The sequence below is a fragment of the Aeromonas sp. s8 genome (assembly GCF_040907785.1).
In the GTDB taxonomy this organism is placed as follows: Bacteria; Pseudomonadota; Gammaproteobacteria; order Enterobacterales; family Aeromonadaceae; genus Aeromonas; species Aeromonas veronii.
The window spans coordinates 42,432-59,497 of the sequence record NZ_JBFOCL010000047.1 but is presented as its reverse complement, the minus strand read 5'-3'; the positions used below and the strand labels follow the sequence as shown (position 1 = coordinate 59,497).

Sequence of the window (17,066 nt, the reverse complement as noted above, 5' to 3'; positions counted from 1 at the left end):
AAAGGGGAATTACTTTACCACAGCCGCCACGGAGCAAGGCAGCAGACCCGTGTATAGAAAGTGAAAAGTCCCATCTTTTTATCTATTTGTCAGCAGGCAGGGGTTCATATGACCTGCCCCAGCAGGCACAATAGGGATAGAGCAAGAAATCCCATTTCAAGGAGAGCAGGATGCAAAAGCAATTGGTGGTCACCGTGATCGGTGCAGACAAACCCGGGATCGTCGAGAGTCTGGCTGCAGCCATCAGCCGCGAGCAGGGTAACTGGCTGGGCAGCGCCATGAGCGAACTGGCGGGCCAGTTTGCCGGTATCCTCCATGTCTCTGTCCCCGATGAGCACTATCGCAGCCTGTGCGAAGCACTGGCCCTGCTACCGGATCTGACCATCAGCTTTGCCGAAGGGACACCGACCACCGAGCCAGCCCATCAAGTCATGATGACGGTGACCGGCAACGACCGCCCCGGTATCGTCCATGAAGTAGCCAGTATCCTGCGCCAGCTCGAGATCAACGTGGCCGATCTCACCACCGGCTGTGAACCGGCTCCCCACTCCGGCGCCCCGCTCTTCTATGCCCATGCGCTGGTTGCCCTGCCCGACGGGCTCGCGATGGATACGCTTATCACTGCGCTGGAATCCCTCTCCGACGATCTGGTGGTCGACATCGACGAAGCGTTCAGCGAGCAGTAACAATACTGTCATTTATTTGTCATATATTAACGCCATAACTGCCGCGCAGACGCGACCTGAAACAGAGGCACAAGATGAGCACCGACAAGCAGTATGAAGAGAAAGAGCTGAGCTGGCTCTCATTCAATGAACGGGTGTTGCAAGAGGCAATGGACAAGACGGTGCCCCTCATCGAGCGGGTTCGTTTTCTGGGGATCTTCTCCTCCAACCAGGATGAGTTCTTCAAGGTACGGGTATCGGACGTCAAGCGTCGCATCCTCATCAATGAAGTACATGGTGGCGACGATGAAGCAAAAGTGCTGCTGCGTGCCATCCAGCAAAAAGTGATGGCGCTCGGTGAAGCGTTCGACAACACCTATAAGGAGCTGTTGATTGCGCTCGCTCGCCACAACATCTTCCTGGTCAACGAGAACCAGCTCTCCGATGCCATTCAGAAGTGGCTGCGGGTCTTCTTCAAGGAGAAGGTGCTGCGTCACATCATCCCGATCCTGCTCAACAAAGAGGTCAATCCGGTCAAATTTCTCAAGGATGAGTACACCTATCTGGCCATCGAGATGAAGAAGAACGGTCAGGTGATCCAGTACGCCCTGGTGGAAGTGCCGACCGACGACCTGCCCCGCTTCTTCCAGCTGCCGCCGGAAGGGACCCGCCGCAAGAAGCAGATCATCATTCTGGATAACGTCATCCGCTTCTGCCTCGACGAGATCTTCAAAGGCTTCTTCGACTACGACGAGATTGCCGCCTATGCGGTGAAGCTGACCCGGGATGCAGAATACGATCTCTCCGACCAGCTGGACTTGAGCCTGGTGGACAAGATGAGTGACGGCTTGAAGCAGCGCCTTACCGCCATGCCGGTGCGCTTCGTCTACGAGCGGGAGATGCCCGCTGCCATGATAAGCTTCCTGAAACTCAAGCTGCAGATCAGCTCCTACGACGCCATCATGCCGGGCGGGCGCTATCACAACTTCAAGGATTTCATCGGCTTCCCCAACGTGGGCCGTGACTATCTGGAAAACCCCAAGCTGCCGGCCCTCGATTGCCGCGATTTTGACGGTTTCGTCAACGCCTTCGATGCGATTACCAAGCAGGATATTCTGCTCTACTACCCGTATCACAAGTTCCACCACTTCACCGAGCTGGTGCGCCAGGCGGCGTTCGATCCGGCGGTCAGCGCCATTCGCATCAACATTTATCGGGTGGCCAAGAAGTCGCGGATCATCCATTCCCTCATCGATGCCGCCAACAACGGCAAGAAGGTAACCGTGGTGGTCGAGCTGCGCGCCCGTTTCGACGAGGCGGCCAACATCGACTGGGCCAACATCCTTACCGATGCCGGGGTCAAGGTGGTGTTCGGGGTACCGAGCCTCAAGATCCACTCCAAGCTCTGCCTCATCACCCGCCACGAAAATGGCGAGGCGGTGCGCTATGCCCATATCGGCACCGGGAACTTCAACGAGAAGACCGCCAAGATCTACACCGACTTCTCGCTGCTCACCCGCAATCCGGATATCACCGCCGAAGTGGAAGGGGTGTTTGAATACATCGAGTACCCCTATAAGCGTTACAAATTCAACCACCTGCTGGTCTCCCCCATCAACAGCCGCCGTCAGCTCTATCGCCTCATCGACAACGAGCTCTCCAACGCCAAGGCGGGCCAGCCGAGCGGCATCATCCTCAAGATCAACAATCTGGTGGACAAGGATCTCATCAACCGCCTCTATGCCGCCGGGCAGGCCGGGGTGCCGATCCAGATGATCATCCGTGGCATGTGCGCCCTGCGTCCGGGTGTGCCGGGCCTCAGTGACAACATCAAGGTGATCAGCATCATCGACCGCTTCCTCGAGCACCCGCGGGTGATGGTGTTCCACAACAAGGGCAACCCCCAGCTCTATATCTCCAGCGCCGACTGGATGAGCCGCAATATCGACGGCCGTATTGAGGTGGGCACCCCCATTTATGATGAGCGGCTCAAGCAGCGCATCATGGACATTCTCGAGCTACAACTGAGTGATACCTGCAAGGCGCGGGTCATTGATGCCGACCAGCAGAACGAATATGTGAAGCGGGGCAACCGCCGCAAGATCCGCTCTCAGGTGGCGATTTACGACTATCTCAAACGTATCGAGTCAAACAATGGACAATAGTCTCTATGCCGCCGTGGATCTCGGCTCCAACAGTTTTCACATGGTGATCGCCCATCTGAGCGAAGGGCGTTTTCGCATCGTCGATCGCATCAAGGAGCGGGTGCGGCTGGCGGAAGGGATGGATGAGCAGAAGCGGATGAGCCCGGAGGCGATGGAACGCGGCCTCGCCTGCCTGTCACTGTTTGCCGAGCGGCTCACCAACATCAAACCGGATCAGATCCGCATCGCCGGTACCTACACATTGCGCCGTGCCAGCAACGCGCGCGAATTTGTGAGTGAAGCAGCCAAGGTGCTCAACCACCCCATCGAGATCATCAGCGGGCAGGAAGAAGCACGGCTCATCTATCAGGGGGTTGCCCATACCCAGCATATCGAGGGCCAGGTACTGGTGATCGATATCGGCGGCGGCAGCACCGAACTCATCATCGGTGAAGGGTTTGAACACAAGGCCCTCACCAGTCGCAAGATGGGCTGCGTCAGCTTTACCCAAAGCTTCTTTGCCAGCGGCAAGCTGAGCGACAAGCACTTCACCAATGCCGTGCTGGAGGCGCAGCACCAGCTCGCCCCCATCGTCAACCAGTACCGCAAGCTGGGCTGGCAGAGCTGTCTTGGCAGCTCAGGCTCCATTCGCACCGTGCGCGACGTGCTGCAAGGTGAGGGGCTGACCGATGGCAGTATTACGCTGGAGGGGCTGGAGCGGCTCAAAGCGCTGATGATTGAGCGCAAGCGAGTCGATAACCTCAAGCTGACAGGGCTTACCGAGGAGCGCCAGGAGGTGTTTGCCGCTGCGGTCGCCATCCTGCTCGGCCTGTTTACCTCGCTGCCCATCGAGCGGCTCGACTACTCCGATGGTGCTCTGCGCGAAGGGTTGCTTTATGAATTCGAGGAGCGCTTGCAGCACCACGATATTCGCGAGCGTACCGCACAGGCGCTCGGCACCCACTACCGGATGGACCGCAAACAAGCCGCCCGGGTGGAGCAGAGCGTGCTGACCCTGTTTGATGCCTTGCAAGAGCCCTGGCAGATGGAGATAGAGCCCTATCGCGCCATCCTCGGCTGGGCGGCGCGGCTGCACGAAATTGGCCTTGCCATCAACTACAGCGGCATTCATCGCCACTCCGCCTATATCCTGCAACACACCGACCTGCCTGGCTTCAACCAGGACGATCAGGCATTGCTGGCCGCGCTGGTGCGCTTTCAGCGCAAGGGGCTAAAACTCTCCGAGCTGCCGCCCCTGCCCAACCACGACATGCAGACGGTGCTACGTTGCATCCGCATCCTGCGCCTCGCGGTCGCCGCTCACCACAAGCGTCAGGACAACCTGCTGCCTGAGTGGAAAGTCGCAGTGCAAGGGGATCAGCTGGTCGTGACCCTGCCGATCGACTGGTGCGAGGAGAACCGTCTCCTGATGCAGAATCTGGAGAAGGAGCATCGTTATTGCCAGGAGCAGGGCTGGCCACTGCTGTTCCAGCTCGGCTAAACCGGAAAGATAAATGCAAAAGGCAGCCCACTGGCTGCCTTTTTCATATCAATCTACCCGTTACTGCAACTCGGGCAACAACCACTTGGCCATCTCGAAGTAGATGATAAGGCCAGTGCCATCCACCAGTGTCGCGATGAATGGCGCAGAGACCACCGCCGGATCGATGCGGAAACGGCGCAGCACCATGGGTATAATGGACGCGACCGTAGCACTCCAGAGCACGATGGCGATGATGGTAAAGGTCACCACCATGCCAATCTGGGGACCGACGCCGAGACTCCATGCCCGTACCCAGGCCGCCATGGCAATGGCACCCGAGATGAGCAGACCGGTGGAGAGCTCCTTTTTCAGCACGGTGCCGAGATTGCGCAGACTCACCTCCCCGACCGCCATGGCTCGTACTATGGTGGTGGTGATCTGGGTGCCGCTGTTACCACCAGTACCGATCAGCAAGGGGATAAAGAAGGCCAGCGCGATGGCCGCTTCCAGCTGCTCCTCAAATGCCCGCAGCACGGTGCCGGTGTAGGCTTCTGCCACGAACAGGATAAGCAGCCAGCCCACCCGTTTGCGCCACAGCTGCCAGGGGGTCGCCTGCAAGTAAGGGGTATCGAGCGGTGATGATCCTCCCTGCATCTCGGCATCCTCGGTGGATTCGAGTTCCAGAATATCCGCCGCATCATCAACGTGGAAAATACCGACCAGTCGCCCCTGATCCTCGACCGGTAATACCGACAGGTCGCGGTCGATGAGCAGGCGCGCTGCCAGCTCCTGATCCGCACGGGCGTTGATCCGCACCGTCTCCCGATCCATCAGGGTCGCGACTCTGGCCAGCGGGTCGGCGATCAGCAAGGTCTTGAGGGAGAGGCTCCCTTGCAGACGACCATCCCCGTTGACCACATAGATATGGCGAAACAGCTGGGCATTGTCCCAGGCATCGTGGATCAGCTGTTTGGCGTGACCGACCGTGTCCTCCTCCCGCACCGCCAGATATTCGTGGCGCATGTTGGCCCCCACCGACTCGGTGGGCCAATCCAGCAGGGAGTAATACATGGCCTGCGCCTGGGTCGGGAAGCGAGCCAGCAACATGGTGCGATCCTGACGGCTCAGTTTGCGCAGGATAGCGACCATCTCGCGACGGGGAATGGCCTCCTGCAACACGCTGACGATGCTGCCATGCAACCGTTGCAACAGGCGCCCGGCACTCTCGGCCGAGAGTGAACCAAGCAGTTCGGCCCCTTGCGAAATTGGCAGGGTATCAAAGATGCAGTTGAGCTCTTCCGGACGCAGGGTCAGCAGTTGATCGGCGCGCTGAACCGGATCCAGATTATGTTCCAGCCAACCCTGCAGGGCGGCCAGATCGAGCAGTTGGTGACGGTTAAGAATGGTATGTGTTTTCTTCATCACAGATATCCTCATGTGATTTCAGGCGAGCCTGAATGCCTCCGGAAATAGCCGGAGGCAACGACAAGAAAACAGCAATTTGATTGACGAGTAATAGGCAGGAAATGACGCCGTTCGGCGTGTCATCATCCCCACGTACCAGCTTTAGCACTGTATAACGTATCCGGCATGCCGGAAGCCACTTGGGTTTACACCTTAATCCGATGAAAACTGTCCTGATCTTGGGCGTCTCTGGACGTCGTGAGATCAGTGGCCTGTGTTTATACAGGAGCCTCGCCTAACGAGATGCTGCAAATAATTCGCACAACCCTCTGTTGTGCGGGCGGCATGATTATCCAATCCCGCTGGGAGGTCAACCCCGCAACCACCATTAAGTTGGCAACGGCAACAGCTTGTTACAATTGGCAGGGGATGACACGGAACCAATTTACAGAACGTGGATAAAGAAAAGGCCCCAAAGGGCCCCTTCTGTATTAACGAATATAGTCAAATAGCGTCAGACGGCTTATTTTGCTGAAAGAGAGTTGCGAGGCACTCAATGCCGCATCCTCTTTTGACAGCGCGGAAATCACTTCATAGAGATCCGCTTCCGACACCTTGGCTCTCGCCTCGGCGTTGAGGGTACTCAATCCCTCATTGGAGCCCATAGCCTGTTCCAGACTGTTCATCCGGCCGCCCAACTCACCCAACCCATGATCGATATTCAGGCGGGCATTTTTCATATGAACGGTGGCATCGGCTATTTTCTGCTCGAAGGCCTCGGCAGAAATAGCCGGATCTCGCAGAGCCGTAATAAAATCCGACATACCATTCAATATGTTGTCATTCTTCGGTGGATTAAGATCAAACTGCTCAGAACTGCCCGCAGGCGAGCTGACGGTCAATTCCAACCCATTGAAAGGGATCTTGGTGCCAGCAGTGTAGTTACCCGTTTGCAACGTATTGCCACCGGCATCCTTGATATCATAGGTATCAGGCGGACCTATGGTGGTTGAGACGGTATAAGTGTTGCTGGGCAGTGCCGAGTTATAATTGGACTTATAGAAATTATCAAAGTTACCCTGATCGCCTATCCCGACCTTGATATTTGCGGTGGTTGCACTGGCGGTTCTTCTGGTCGCCACGATTTCAAACAGATCCTGCCCGGAATCATTGGCAGCGATTTGTACTGTGGGTGAGACCTGAATATTTCGCTGACCTGGATCACCCTGATAAATATATTTTCCGTTGACGTCTTTTATATATGGCTGGGTCTTGCTCTGATTGCCACCAAATATAAATTCACCCGATGAGTTTTTGCTATTCATCAGGTCGAACATCTGCTGCTGCAACCCTTCAAGCTCGCTGGCAATAGCCTTGCGATCATCCATGCTGATAGCGCCATTATTTGACTTCTGGATCAGGGTCTGGGCACTAAGCATCGCATTGTTAATCGACGTTAATACCGTCTCCTCATGCCCCAAACTGTTTTCCAGCAAGCTGCCATTGACACTGTACTGCTTGAACAGGTCAATCTCCTTGGTCAGTGCCATCTTCTGGCTCATTCCTGCGGGATCTTCTCCGGCTGTCTGAAATTTATTACCGGTTTGCAACTGTTGATAGGCCTTCTCCAGACGCTCATTGACACTGTTGAGGGAATATAAATTCCGGTCGTAGATCATGTTAGTGGTGATGCGCATGACGTTACCTCACGGAAGAGAGCAGTGTATCGAAAATGGTTTTGGCCGTGCTGACGATTTGCGCCGATGCCGCATAGGATTGCTGGAAGCGGATCAGATTGGCAGCTTCCTCCTCCAGATTGACCCCAGACACGCTTTCAAAGATGCCGGTGCTCTGGATAAGCTTGGACTCATTGGCCTTGAGCAGCGTTTTTGCCTGACTGGTATTGTTACCCACTTCCATCACCAACCCGGAATAGGCCTGATTGAAGGTCATCTTGTCGTTGGTCGTCCCACCATTGGTGCTCTTGCGCACCAGATCCTTGTTTTGCAGCTCGGCCAGAACCAGGCCATTGCTGTTATCGGCAAAGCCATTGCTGTTGTAACTGAGCTTGAAGCTGTCACCGGCATCCACCGTTCCGGTGATGCTGAACTCGTAGCCTGGCGCCTGTTTCGGGTTGGCATAGACTGCAGCTCCGGCGGGGAAAGGGTTAACGATAGCCGACATCAGGTTTTGCCCCTTGCTGCTCGCGGGGGCCGTGCCAATCAAGGTAGTACCATCGGCTTGGAAAACCTGATAGTTACCACTGCCATCAATTTTGACCACCTGGGGCGCTGTCGGGCTCAGACTATTGGTACCAAAACCTGACCCTGCACCTGTATTAAATACGCCACCCAGTTTGATATCAGCCCCGCCGCCATTATTGGTGGTCTTTTCCGCTTTAAGCGGAGAAGCCAGGGCCAAATCTTCCGGCCGGGTGATCAGCTGACCCAGACCGGCGGCCGCACTTTTGGTGGGTTGCAGCAACAGTCTGTCACCCGCAGCCGGCGCACCGGTGAGATCGATTGAAATGCCGTGACCCGTGAGTTCAAACGTTACAGGAGGGGTCGTGCCAGTCGCCACAGAGGTTCGATTACCAGACTTGTCCAGCGAGAACACCTCATAACCGGTGGCGCTGCTAAAGCGCACTTCGTAATCAAACGGGGTCACTGATGTCCCCTTGCCCGGCACGAAGCTGACATTAGCCTCAACAGTTCCTGTATTGTCGTCGTAGGGTAATCCCTTGCTGGTTGGCAGGGTGAAGATATCACCGCCAATTTCATTATCCAGATCCATCCCGAGGCGGTTCTGCTGGTTCATTGCATCGGCCATCGCCACGGCCAGCTGCCCCAGTTCTCGCTTGGTAGGCTCAAGGTCGGTACGCGCCTTGAACAGCCCCCCCATGGCGCCACCAAACGTATCGTGGTCGATGGTAGCCTGATTATCCCCCAGAGTCAGTTGCAGCTCCTGATCTCGGGAGTCAGGATCTCCTGCAATCACCTTGAACTGGGCGACGCCCCCATCGAGGATCAGCGAATGGCCGGTGCTCATATTGACCAGCATGCTGCCGTTGGGTTGGGCTACGGTGCGAATATCCATCTTCTCCGACAGCTGGCGGATCGCCTCATCCCGCTGATCAAACAGCATCAGGTTCTCTTCGGGTGACCCCTGGGTGCGGATGATGGCCTGATTAAGATCATTGATGCTGGTGAGCAGGCTGTTGACCTGCTTGGTTTCATCTTCAATACGGGTGTTGAGGGTATCGCTCTGCTTGTCGAGCTGCGCCGAGAGGGTATGAAAACGGTTGACCATGCCACTAAACTCCGTCATCACCACCTTGCGCCCACCGATCTCGGCAGGCGATTCATTGGCAGAGTGAAATGACTTGAAGTAGGAGGTGATGGCTGCCCCCACGCTGTTGCTGGTATCCCCAAGCAAGCTGTCAACGCCAGCCAGCTGTTCATAATGGGTCAGGGAGGCATGATAAGCAGAGGTATCACGGCGCACCTCCCCCTGCATATAGTCGTTGATTACCCGCTGGGTCTTGATGTCACCGGTCCCCAGACCGATGGTATTGGTATACACCAGCGTACGCTCACGCACATAGCCCTGGCTATTGACGTTCACTATGTTGTTACTGGTGGTCTGCAGCAGGCGTTGCTGTGCCAGCACGCCCGATGAACCAATCCCAAGCAGGTCGCTTGCCATACGTTACAGCTCCATCTCGTTGTATTGGGCAATGGCATCACTGCGCAATACCTGTTTCAATTTTCTGGCGTAGTGCGGGTCGGTGGCATAACCCGCCTGTTGCAGCGCCTCAAAGTAGCGATCGGGACTATCCACCTTCGCCAGGGCGCCCTTGTAGCGAGAGCCGGAAGTGAGGAAGTCCACGTAGTCGTTGAAGCTCTCTTCAAACGACTCATAGGAGCGAAATGCCGCTTTCTGGCGGGAGGCGACGCCTTGCTCATACTCGAGCGTGCTGACCACCGCCTTTGGCCCTTCCCAGCGCGGATCGGCCTTGATGCCAAACAGGTTATGAGTCACCTGCCCCTCGCCATCCTTGATCACCCGCTTGCCCCAACCGCTCTCCAGTGCCGCCTGGGCGACCAGTACCGCCGGGCTTAACCCCAGCTTGTCGGCCGCTTTCTTGGCCAGCGGCATCAGGCGATTGACGAACTCTTCCGGTGTATCGAACTCTTTGCCCCCACTACCGGTGGCACTGCCCTCTTCGCTGGCCATGCGTCCCATGGGCGGAATGCTGCGGTGCGGTCGACGGGGCATAGTGAGTGCGTGGCTCTCCTTGACCCCCTCGGTCATCTCTCTTTCAGCAAAATCTTTGCCAACTTTTGATGCCGCGATCAAATCATCGGCAGCGGCCGTGGGTGGCTGATAGGGTTTGTAGGTCCGTTCGGTGCGCTGTGGCATCTTGAGCACCCGTCCATCCTGATGGGTAAAGGTCTCGGGAGAGAGCTGCTTGGCCACCATGTCAGCCAATCCCAGTCCCCCCTTGCTGGACATGTCGGCGACCCTCTGCTCATCCAGCATCCCTTCATAGAACTGGGTATAGCTGCTGTTCATCGGGTTGTCCTGAGTCAACACCCCGTTGGCCTGACGCATGCTCTGAAACAGCATCTGGGTAAAGATTGACTCGAACTGGCGTGACGCACTCTTGAGCGCTTCGGCCTGCCCCTCTTTGCTTTGGCCCATCTGGCGCAGACGATCCAGGTTCTTGATGTCCTGTACCATCCCGAGATTCATGCCGCTGTTGCTGTCAAACTCCGCCATTTTGCTTACCTCATTGCCACCCGTGGCAACCACTTGCCGCTTGTTACAATATGACCAGTTGCCCCTCGATGGCGCCTGCCTGCTGCAGCGCCTCAAGGATGGCCATCAAATCACCGGGGGCGACCCCGACCTGATTGACCGCCCGGACCAAATCGTCTAGGGTCGCACCGGTATCAAACTTGAACATCCGCCCCGGCTCTTGCTGGACATTGATGGTCGAGTTGTTAGTCACCGTCGTCTCTCCTCCCGCCAACGGGTTGGGCTGGGAGACCTGCTGGTTTTCGGCGATGGTCACCGTCAACCCGCCATGGCTGATGGCCGCCGGTTTGAGCTTGACCTGACTGCCGATCACTATGGTGCCGGTGCGGGAGTTAACGATGATCTTGGCCGCCTCGTTGGCCGGATCCACCTCCAGATTCTCGATGGTGGCGAGATAGGAGACACGCTGACCCGGATCCCGCGGGGCATAGACCTTGACCGAGGTGGCATCGAGCGCCTGAGCGGTATTGGGCCCCACCAGATCGTTGACCACATCGGCCAGACGGCGCGCTGTAGTAAAGTCGGGTCGGTTAAGGTTGAAGGTGATGGTGTCCCCCTGACTGAAGGAGTTGGGCACCTCCCGCTCCACGGTCGCACCGTTGGCAATCCGCCCGACGGTCGGGGTATTGATCACTACCTTGGAACCATCAGCCCCCTCGGCCCCCAGACCACCGACCACCAGACTGCCCTGGGCGACCGCATAGACCCGCCCATCGAGCCCTTTCAGGAAGCTTTGCAACAGGGTGCCGCCCCGCAGGCTCTTGGCCTCGCCAATGGCAGAGACCGTTACGTCGATGGTCTGGCCCGGCTTGGAGAAGGGGGGCAAGTCGGCATGGATCGCCACCGGTGCCACATCCTTGATCTTGGGCTTGATATTATCCGGCACCTTGATGCCAAAATTGTTGAGCATGGTACGGAAGGTCTGCTCGGTGAAGGCGTTGTTCTTCTCGCCAGTGCCGGGTAACCCCACCACCAGACCGTAACCAATTAGCTGGTTGTTACGCACCCCTTCAACCGAGCTGATGTCCTTGATCCGGGCCGCATTGGCCACGCCCAAGGGCAGCAGACAGCAGAGCAGAGTGACAAGACGGAGTGACTTCATAACATCTCCTAGAGCGGCCACCAGGGACCATTGAAAAAGCTGGTAAGCCACCCTTGCTCCTGGCTATTGGCCAGATCGCCGGTACCACCGTAGTAAATGCGGGCATTGGCCACTTTCTGGGACGAAACGCTGTTATCAGACGTCACGTCCTCCGGGCGAATAAGGCCGGTGATCCGGATATATTCATTGCCATTGTTGAGCATGATCCACTTCTCGCCGCGCACCACCAGATTGCCGTTGGGCAGCACCTTGGCCACGCTGACCGAAATATTGCCCTGCAGGCTGTTGCTCTGATCCGCCTTGGCCTGGCCCTTGAACGCGCTGTCTTGAGCAATGGAGGCTGAGAGATCATAGGGGCTGGCGGTCACGGGCACGCCACCCAACTTGACCGGGTCCAGATTGAACTTGTTATTCTTGCCACTCTGGGTATTGGCCTTTTTCGAGGCGGAGGTCGACTCCGACAACTCGATGGTAATGATGTCGCCCACCTTGTGCGCCTTGATATCCGAATAGATGCCATTGACCTGATCCGGCTGGAAAATCGCCCCTGTCGGTCGCACCGACACCGGCTCCGACTCCCCATAGACGGGGGAAAACTCGGGATCATCAGGCTTGGGCGTATTGGGAGTGCTGCTACACCCTCCCAGCACCAGCAATCCCAGCATCCATACGGCTTTCATCATGCACCTCCTAATTAGGTACGCTGGATCAGGAAGGACATCATGCCGTCCACGGCGGAGAGCACCTTGGAGTTCATCTCGTAGACCCGCTGAGCCTGAATGAGGTTCACCAGCTCTTCGGTCACGTTGACGTTGGAAGTCTCCAGCATCCCCTGCTTGATCACCCCCAAGCCATCGGCACCGGCAGTCCCCTGAGCGGCAGCACCGCTGGATTGGGTCTCGACAAACATGTTCTCCCCCATCGGCTGCAAGCCGCTGGCGTTGACGAAGTCGGAGATGTTGATCTGACCGACGACCTGAGAAGCGCCATCGCCCTTGAGCTGCACCGAGACCTGACCATCTTCACCCACCGTAACGCTCTGGGCGTTTTCCGGGATCTGGATTTCCGGTTGCAGCGGGTAGCCATTACCCGGGGTCACTATGGTCCCTTCATCGTTGAGGGTGAACTGACCGTTGCGGGTATAGGCCGCACTACCATCCGGCAGCTGAATTTCAAAGTAGCCACGACCACTGATCATCAAATCGAGCGAGTTGTCGGTGGTTTGCACGTTGCCCTGGCTGTGGTTTTTCTGGGTCGCCACCACCTTGGCACCCGCCCCCAGCATCAGGCCGGAGGGGAGCTCGGTATCGGCAGAGGAGCGGCCACCGGGCTGGTTGATGTTTTGATACAGCAGATCTTCAAAGATGGCCCGTGACTTTTTGAAGCCCACGGTGCTGGCGTTCGCCAGGTTGTTCGAAGTGACCGAAATATTGGTCTGCTGTGCATCCAACCCGGTCTTGCTGATCCAGAGTGCGGGATTCATAGGTAACTCCTTGATTAGCTGATTCGCAGCAGTTGGGTTTGAGCTTCATCATTCTCTTCGGCCGTCTTCATGATTTTGACCTGGGTTTCGAACTGGCGTTGCAGCCGGATCAGGTTGGTCATCTCATCCACCACATTGACGTTGCTCCCCTCAAGGGAGCCGGCAATCAGGCCGACATTGGCAGAGGCGGGTTCATTCTGGCCATCTTTGCGGCGAAACAGACCATCTTGCCCCTTCTCCACCGCATCGGCGGCCGGGTTGACCAGCTTGATCCGCTGAAAATCTTCCGGCAAGTTGGCGGCTGCCCCTTCCGGTCGACCGCTGATGGTGCCATCCCGATTAATCTCGAGTTTCTCCATCGGCATCGGCAACACGATTGGCTGACCACCGTCATCCACTACATTCAGGCCGGTCGAGGTTTGTAAGTTGCCGGTCGCATTGACCTGCAAATTCCCCATGCGGGTATAGGCCTCACCGCCCTTGGGATCCTGCACGGCAATCCAGCCAGGACCATCCACCGCCACGTCCAGATCCCGTCCGGTGGTCATCAGCATGCCATGCTGCAGGTTCTGCCCCGGGCGCTCAGCCATGGCAAAGACCCGGCTTGGCAAGCCCTCTCCGAACGCCTGCATGCTTCTGGCCTGCTCAAAATCGGACTTGAAGCCGGTGGTATTGGCATTGGCGAGGTTGTTGCCCCGAACAGCCAGGCTGTTCATGGTCTCTTTGGCCCCGGACATGGCGATATAAAGCAGGTGATCCATGGAATTCTCCGTCAAACAGATGACTCTGACAGGAGAAATGCAATTAGAGTGCCAACAGCAGAAATATGGGGGGATAAGGAGGATGGGAATGCGACAGAAACAGAGAGGGGGGCCAAGCCCCCTCTCATTATCATGTATTGCGCGATTAACGGATCTGCAGGATGGTTTGCTGCAGCGAACTGTTGACCTCCAGAGAACGGGAGTTGGCCTGGAAGTTACGCTGAGCAGTGATCAGATCCACCAGCTCCGAGGTCAAATCCACGTTGGACTGCTCGAGCGCCGATGATTTGATGGTCCCGAAAGTACCCGAGTTCGGCGTCCCCGGCAACGCCTCACCAGAGAGCAGGGATTGGCGCCAGGAGGTATCGCCGACCTGAGTCAATCCTTGCGAGTTGGCAAACTTGGCCATCGCCACCATGGCGACTTTAATGGTAGTTGCGTTACTGTAGGTCGCGGACACAATACCATCTGGCGTGATCTCGACCTTGGTCAAACGACCGACAGTAGAACCATCCTGTGTCAACTTACTGACTTCAAATGGTGATGAATATTGGGTTACTGTCCCAAACACAATATCAACCTGTTGGGTAGGATCTGCGCCATTTGTAATAATACCGGCCCCAGGATTAGGCCCAGTAATTGTACCTAAAGGTTCCGTTTTTAATGTTGCTGGTGAAATCGCATTCATTTTACCATCAGAACCAAACGTAATCTGCGCAGCTTTCGGAGCTTGCGCCAAAGTTCCCGTCATGGTGGGCGCCGTGCCTCCTTCAATGTCAATAGGCTTGTCACCTTGATAAAGGTACATACGCCAAGATGGAGGATCCGCAGGCTTGGTTGGATCTGTTGTGTCAGCATCTTTGACAAAATATTGCGTAATCGTATGAGGTTCTCCAAGAGAGTCATAGATCACTACTGATGTAGATGAAGAATAAGTCTTTGAATCTTTCGGATCAAAATTCGAAGGTGTAAATAACTGTGGTTTAGTTGTTGAGGTTGAAGGTAAATTGAAACTCGCTTCTATTTTACTTGTTTTCACAGGCTCACCCGCCCGATCTGGGATCTGGATAGGTTTGGTTGCGTTAATACTCACTGCTTTCGGAGACCCATCTTCGTTAATCTCATACCCTTGCAGATAATGGCCCTGATTATTGACCATATAGCTGTTTTCATTGAGCTTGAAGGCCCCGGCACGGGTATAGGTGCGATCCAGATTGGTCAACCCATCCGAAGTCACAAAGAAGCCATTCCCCTGAATCGCCAAGTCCAGTGCGTTATTGGTAAATTGCAGCGCCCCCTGATGGAACTGTTGGGCAACCGCCCCGGTCGCTACACCGTTACCGACCTGGGTCTTGGCATTGACAAAGATGGAGTTGGCGTAGACATCCGCAAACTCGGCACGGGACTCTTTAAAGCCCATGGTGTTAACGTTGGCAATGTTGTTGGCGGTGACGTTCAAGTCTTTTTGTGCCGCGTTGACACCGCTCAAGGCATTGTTAAATGACATATCCAGCTCCTTAGATCGATGCTGTCGACGTGGTTTTTGACGGTGTAACCGTCAGATTTGAATTGGTGCCTGAAATTTGCAGAATATTGTTCAGATATTCGCTCCCCAGCCCTCTCAAGTTGAGACGAGTCGGGTTGGTGGCATTGCCCAAAGCAACGCTATCTACTTTGGCATAAGCAAATGTGGCAATACTTTCCGACTTCCCATCGAGCGCACCACTAGCTTTGATGACATATTTGCCTGAAGCGACTCGGTTACCGGCCTTGTCTTTACCATCCCAAGCAATTTCCACATTACCTTTTTGGTCGCCTTCGAGGGGAAACTCCTTGATAACCTGCCCCTTTTCATCCTCAACGGTGATTTTGACATTCGAATATTTATTCGTTGTGCCAACAGCAACAACTGCAGATAAAGGACCATCCTTGTCTAGAAATCCTGTATTGCCTTGTAACAGCACATTTTGTCCAACCAAAGAAGACGCTTGGAGAGCCTGGCTGGAAATCATCTGGTCATTAAGCTTACCCATTTGAGTAGACAGGCTACTGATCCCCTCAGACGTAGACATAGAGGCCATCTGGGAGAGCATCTGGGCATTGTCGACAGGTTTGAATGGGTCTTGATACGACAATTGCATTGTTAGCAGCTTCATAAACGAAGCCTGATCCAGCTCTTTCTTCGGCGTTGTAGTGGTGCCTGTCGTCTGGGTCGTGGTACGGCTGATGCCGTTCACATTATTGGTTGTATCGACCATGCTGCATCCCTCCTATCAGGACTTGCCAAGCTGGAGCGTCTGCTGCAGCATCTTCTTGGCCGAATCTGCAACCTGTACGTTGGTCTGGTAGCTGCGCGAGGCGTTGATCATGTCGGCCATCTCTTCAACCATATTGACGTTTGGCTTGAAGATAAAACCGTCTTTATCCGCCATCGGGTGGTTGGGGTTGTACTCCTTGAGCAGTGGCGCCTTGCTCTCGACAATCCCCTTCACCTCAACCCCGACCGAGCCCTGCTTGTCAGACATAGCCTGATCGAGCTGAGCGGCAAAGACTGGCCGCCTGGCGTGGTAAGTATTTTCCACACTGGAGCTGACGCTGTCTGCGTTGGCCATGTTGCTGGCAACCGTGTTGAGGCGCACTGACTGTGCGCTCATAGCCGAGCCTGCTATGTCAAAGACCTTGAACAAACTCATCACTGCTCTCCTTTCAGGGCCTTGAGCAGGCCACTGATCTTGCTATTCATAAATTCAAGGGAGGTTTGATACTCGAGGCTATTGCGCAGAAATTCGCTGCGCTCCTGCTGCACATCGACTGTATTGCCGTCACCGGTATCCGGTTGCAGCGGGTTGCGATATTGCACGGTACCTGGGGCGTCCATATTCAAGGCAAAGTGCTTTTCGCTGGTCGTTGCCAAACCAAACCCCTGATGCGACTGGGCCTCCTGCAATGCCTGAGCAAAATTGACATCCCTGGCTTTGAAGCCCGGGGTATCTGCGTTGGCAATATTGCTGGAAAGCACCTCAGCACGCTTGGCGCGAACGCTTATGGTGTGTTGATGCACACCGAATGCCTTGTCAAATGAAAGAGCCATAGCACACCTCCTGCTTGGTTTATTTTGTTTGCAAGAGGTGTGCCATAAGCAAATCACTCAGTTCGATGGTTTGGGTATGAGCACATTTCAGACCGAAAACGACAGGAGCATC

15 protein-coding genes and 1 riboswitch are annotated in these 17,066 nt (G+C 55.7%); of the genes, 3 read left to right on the top strand and 12 right to left on the bottom strand.

Going from position 1 to position 17,066, the window contains the following annotated elements:
- The first annotated feature begins 170 nt into the window (after positions 1–170).
- The 3 genes from AB5Y86_RS16330 to ppx all read left to right on the top strand — a co-directional run bounded on the left by AB5Y86_RS16330 (position 171) and on the right by ppx (position 4,310).
- Positions 171–686: a glycine cleavage system protein R gene (locus tag AB5Y86_RS16330; protein ID WP_368193450.1), complete on the top strand. Its 516-nt coding sequence runs from the start codon at positions 171–173 to the stop codon at positions 684–686.
- Positions 687–760: 74 nt separating this feature from the next.
- Positions 761–2,830, top strand: a complete 2,070-nt coding sequence (gene ppk1, locus AB5Y86_RS16325; protein ID WP_005350671.1) for a polyphosphate kinase 1 — start codon at positions 761–763, stop codon at positions 2,828–2,830.
- Complete coding sequence (gene ppx / locus AB5Y86_RS16320; protein WP_042052939.1) at positions 2,820–4,310, top strand: exopolyphosphatase; 1,491 nt, start codon at positions 2,820–2,822, stop codon at positions 4,308–4,310. Before ppk1 ends, ppx begins: the two co-directional genes overlap by 11 nt.
- A 60-nt stretch (positions 4,311–4,370) precedes the next feature.
- Here the strand turns inward: ppx and mgtE are convergent, their stop codons facing one another.
- The 12 genes from mgtE to flgB all read right to left on the bottom strand — a co-directional run bounded on the left by mgtE (position 4,371) and on the right by flgB (position 16,954).
- Positions 4,371–5,714: a magnesium transporter gene (gene mgtE, locus AB5Y86_RS16315; protein ID WP_368193448.1), complete on the bottom strand. Its 1,344-nt coding sequence runs from the start codon at positions 5,712–5,714 to the stop codon at positions 4,371–4,373.
- Positions 5,715–5,836: 122 nt separating this feature from the next.
- Positions 5,837–6,006, bottom strand: a riboswitch (M-box (ykoK) riboswitch).
- 181 nt (positions 6,007–6,187) lie between these two features.
- On the bottom strand, positions 6,188–7,393 hold the full coding sequence (gene flgL / locus AB5Y86_RS16310; protein ID WP_257690203.1) for a flagellar hook-associated protein FlgL: 1,206 nt from the start codon (positions 7,391–7,393) through the stop codon (positions 6,188–6,190).
- A 4-nt stretch (positions 7,394–7,397) separates the two neighbouring features.
- A complete protein-coding gene (gene flgK / locus AB5Y86_RS16305) occupies positions 7,398–9,401 on the bottom strand; it encodes a flagellar hook-associated protein FlgK (RefSeq protein ID WP_368193446.1) in 2,004 nt (667 codons plus the stop codon).
- Positions 9,402–9,404: 3 nt separating this feature from the next.
- Positions 9,405–10,478: a flagellar assembly peptidoglycan hydrolase FlgJ gene (flgJ, locus tag AB5Y86_RS16300; RefSeq protein ID WP_257690201.1), complete on the bottom strand. Its 1,074-nt coding sequence runs from the start codon at positions 10,476–10,478 to the stop codon at positions 9,405–9,407.
- A 43-nt stretch (positions 10,479–10,521) separates the two neighbouring features.
- Positions 10,522–11,619 (bottom strand): flagellar basal body P-ring protein FlgI, encoded by a 1,098-nt coding sequence (locus AB5Y86_RS16295; RefSeq protein ID WP_005350664.1) that lies wholly within the window; start codon positions 11,617–11,619, stop codon positions 10,522–10,524.
- 8 nt (positions 11,620–11,627) lie between these two features.
- On the bottom strand, positions 11,628–12,299 hold the full coding sequence (flgH, locus tag AB5Y86_RS16290; protein WP_005350662.1) for a flagellar basal body L-ring protein FlgH: 672 nt from the start codon (positions 12,297–12,299) through the stop codon (positions 11,628–11,630).
- A gap of 14 nt (positions 12,300–12,313) precedes the next feature.
- Entirely contained in the window at positions 12,314–13,102 is a 789-nt protein-coding gene (gene flgG, locus AB5Y86_RS16285) for a flagellar basal-body rod protein FlgG (protein ID WP_005334158.1), read from the bottom strand.
- 14 nt (positions 13,103–13,116) lie between these two features.
- Positions 13,117–13,863, bottom strand: coding sequence for a flagellar basal-body rod protein FlgF (gene flgF, locus AB5Y86_RS16280; protein WP_005334159.1), 747 nt, complete (start codon positions 13,861–13,863; stop codon positions 13,117–13,119).
- A 145-nt stretch (positions 13,864–14,008) separates the two neighbouring features.
- Positions 14,009–15,370: a flagellar hook protein FlgE gene (gene flgE, locus AB5Y86_RS16275; RefSeq protein ID WP_368193444.1), complete on the bottom strand. Its 1,362-nt coding sequence runs from the start codon at positions 15,368–15,370 to the stop codon at positions 14,009–14,011.
- Positions 15,371–15,380: 10 nt separating this feature from the next.
- The gene (locus AB5Y86_RS16270) at positions 15,381–16,121 is read right to left on the bottom strand and encodes a flagellar hook assembly protein FlgD (RefSeq protein ID WP_368193443.1); all 741 of its coding nucleotides are present in this window, start codon (positions 16,119–16,121) and stop codon (positions 15,381–15,383) included.
- A gap of 15 nt (positions 16,122–16,136) precedes the next feature.
- Positions 16,137–16,556 carry a flagellar basal body rod protein FlgC gene (gene flgC / locus AB5Y86_RS16265; protein WP_005350658.1) on the bottom strand — a complete coding sequence of 140 codons (420 nt, stop codon included), beginning with the start codon at positions 16,554–16,556 and terminating at the stop codon, positions 16,137–16,139.
- Positions 16,556–16,954, bottom strand: coding sequence for a flagellar basal body rod protein FlgB (flgB, locus tag AB5Y86_RS16260; protein WP_368193442.1), 399 nt, complete (start codon positions 16,952–16,954; stop codon positions 16,556–16,558). The genes flgC and flgB overlap by 1 nt, the downstream gene beginning before the upstream one ends.
- Positions 16,955–17,066: the final 112 nt, after the last annotated feature.

Bases quoted from the DNA above. Each gene is read 5' to 3' on its own strand.
- AB5Y86_RS16330 (WP_368193450.1), top strand. From the start codon at position 171: ATGCAAAAGCAATTGGTGGTCACCGTGATCGGTGCAGACAAACCCGGG.
- ppk1 (WP_005350671.1), top strand. From the start codon at position 761: ATGAGCACCGACAAGCAGTATGAAGAGAAAGAGCTGAGCTGGCTCTCA.
- ppx (WP_042052939.1), top strand. From the start codon at position 2,820: ATGGACAATAGTCTCTATGCCGCCGTGGATCTCGGCTCCAACAGTTTT.
- mgtE (WP_368193448.1), bottom strand. From the start codon at position 5,714: ATGAAGAAAACACATACCATTCTTAACCGTCACCAACTGCTCGATCTG.
- flgL (WP_257690203.1), bottom strand. From the start codon at position 7,393: ATGCGCATCACCACTAACATGATCTACGACCGGAATTTATATTCCCTC.
- flgK (WP_368193446.1), bottom strand. From the start codon at position 9,401: ATGGCAAGCGACCTGCTTGGGATTGGTTCATCGGGCGTGCTGGCACAG.
- flgJ (WP_257690201.1), bottom strand. From the start codon at position 10,478: ATGGCGGAGTTTGACAGCAACAGCGGCATGAATCTCGGGATGGTACAG.
- AB5Y86_RS16295 (WP_005350664.1), bottom strand. From the start codon at position 11,619: ATGAAGTCACTCCGTCTTGTCACTCTGCTCTGCTGTCTGCTGCCCTTG.
- flgH (WP_005350662.1), bottom strand. From the start codon at position 12,299: ATGAAAGCCGTATGGATGCTGGGATTGCTGGTGCTGGGAGGGTGTAGC.
- flgG (WP_005334158.1), bottom strand. From the start codon at position 13,102: ATGAATCCCGCACTCTGGATCAGCAAGACCGGGTTGGATGCACAGCAG.
- flgF (WP_005334159.1), bottom strand. From the start codon at position 13,863: ATGGATCACCTGCTTTATATCGCCATGTCCGGGGCCAAAGAGACCATG.
- flgE (WP_368193444.1), bottom strand. From the start codon at position 15,370: ATGTCATTTAACAATGCCTTGAGCGGTGTCAACGCGGCACAAAAAGAC.
- AB5Y86_RS16270 (WP_368193443.1), bottom strand. From the start codon at position 16,121: ATGGTCGATACAACCAATAATGTGAACGGCATCAGCCGTACCACGACC.
- flgC (WP_005350658.1), bottom strand. From the start codon at position 16,556: ATGAGTTTGTTCAAGGTCTTTGACATAGCAGGCTCGGCTATGAGCGCA.
- flgB (WP_368193442.1), bottom strand. From the start codon at position 16,954: ATGGCTCTTTCATTTGACAAGGCATTCGGTGTGCATCAACACACCATA.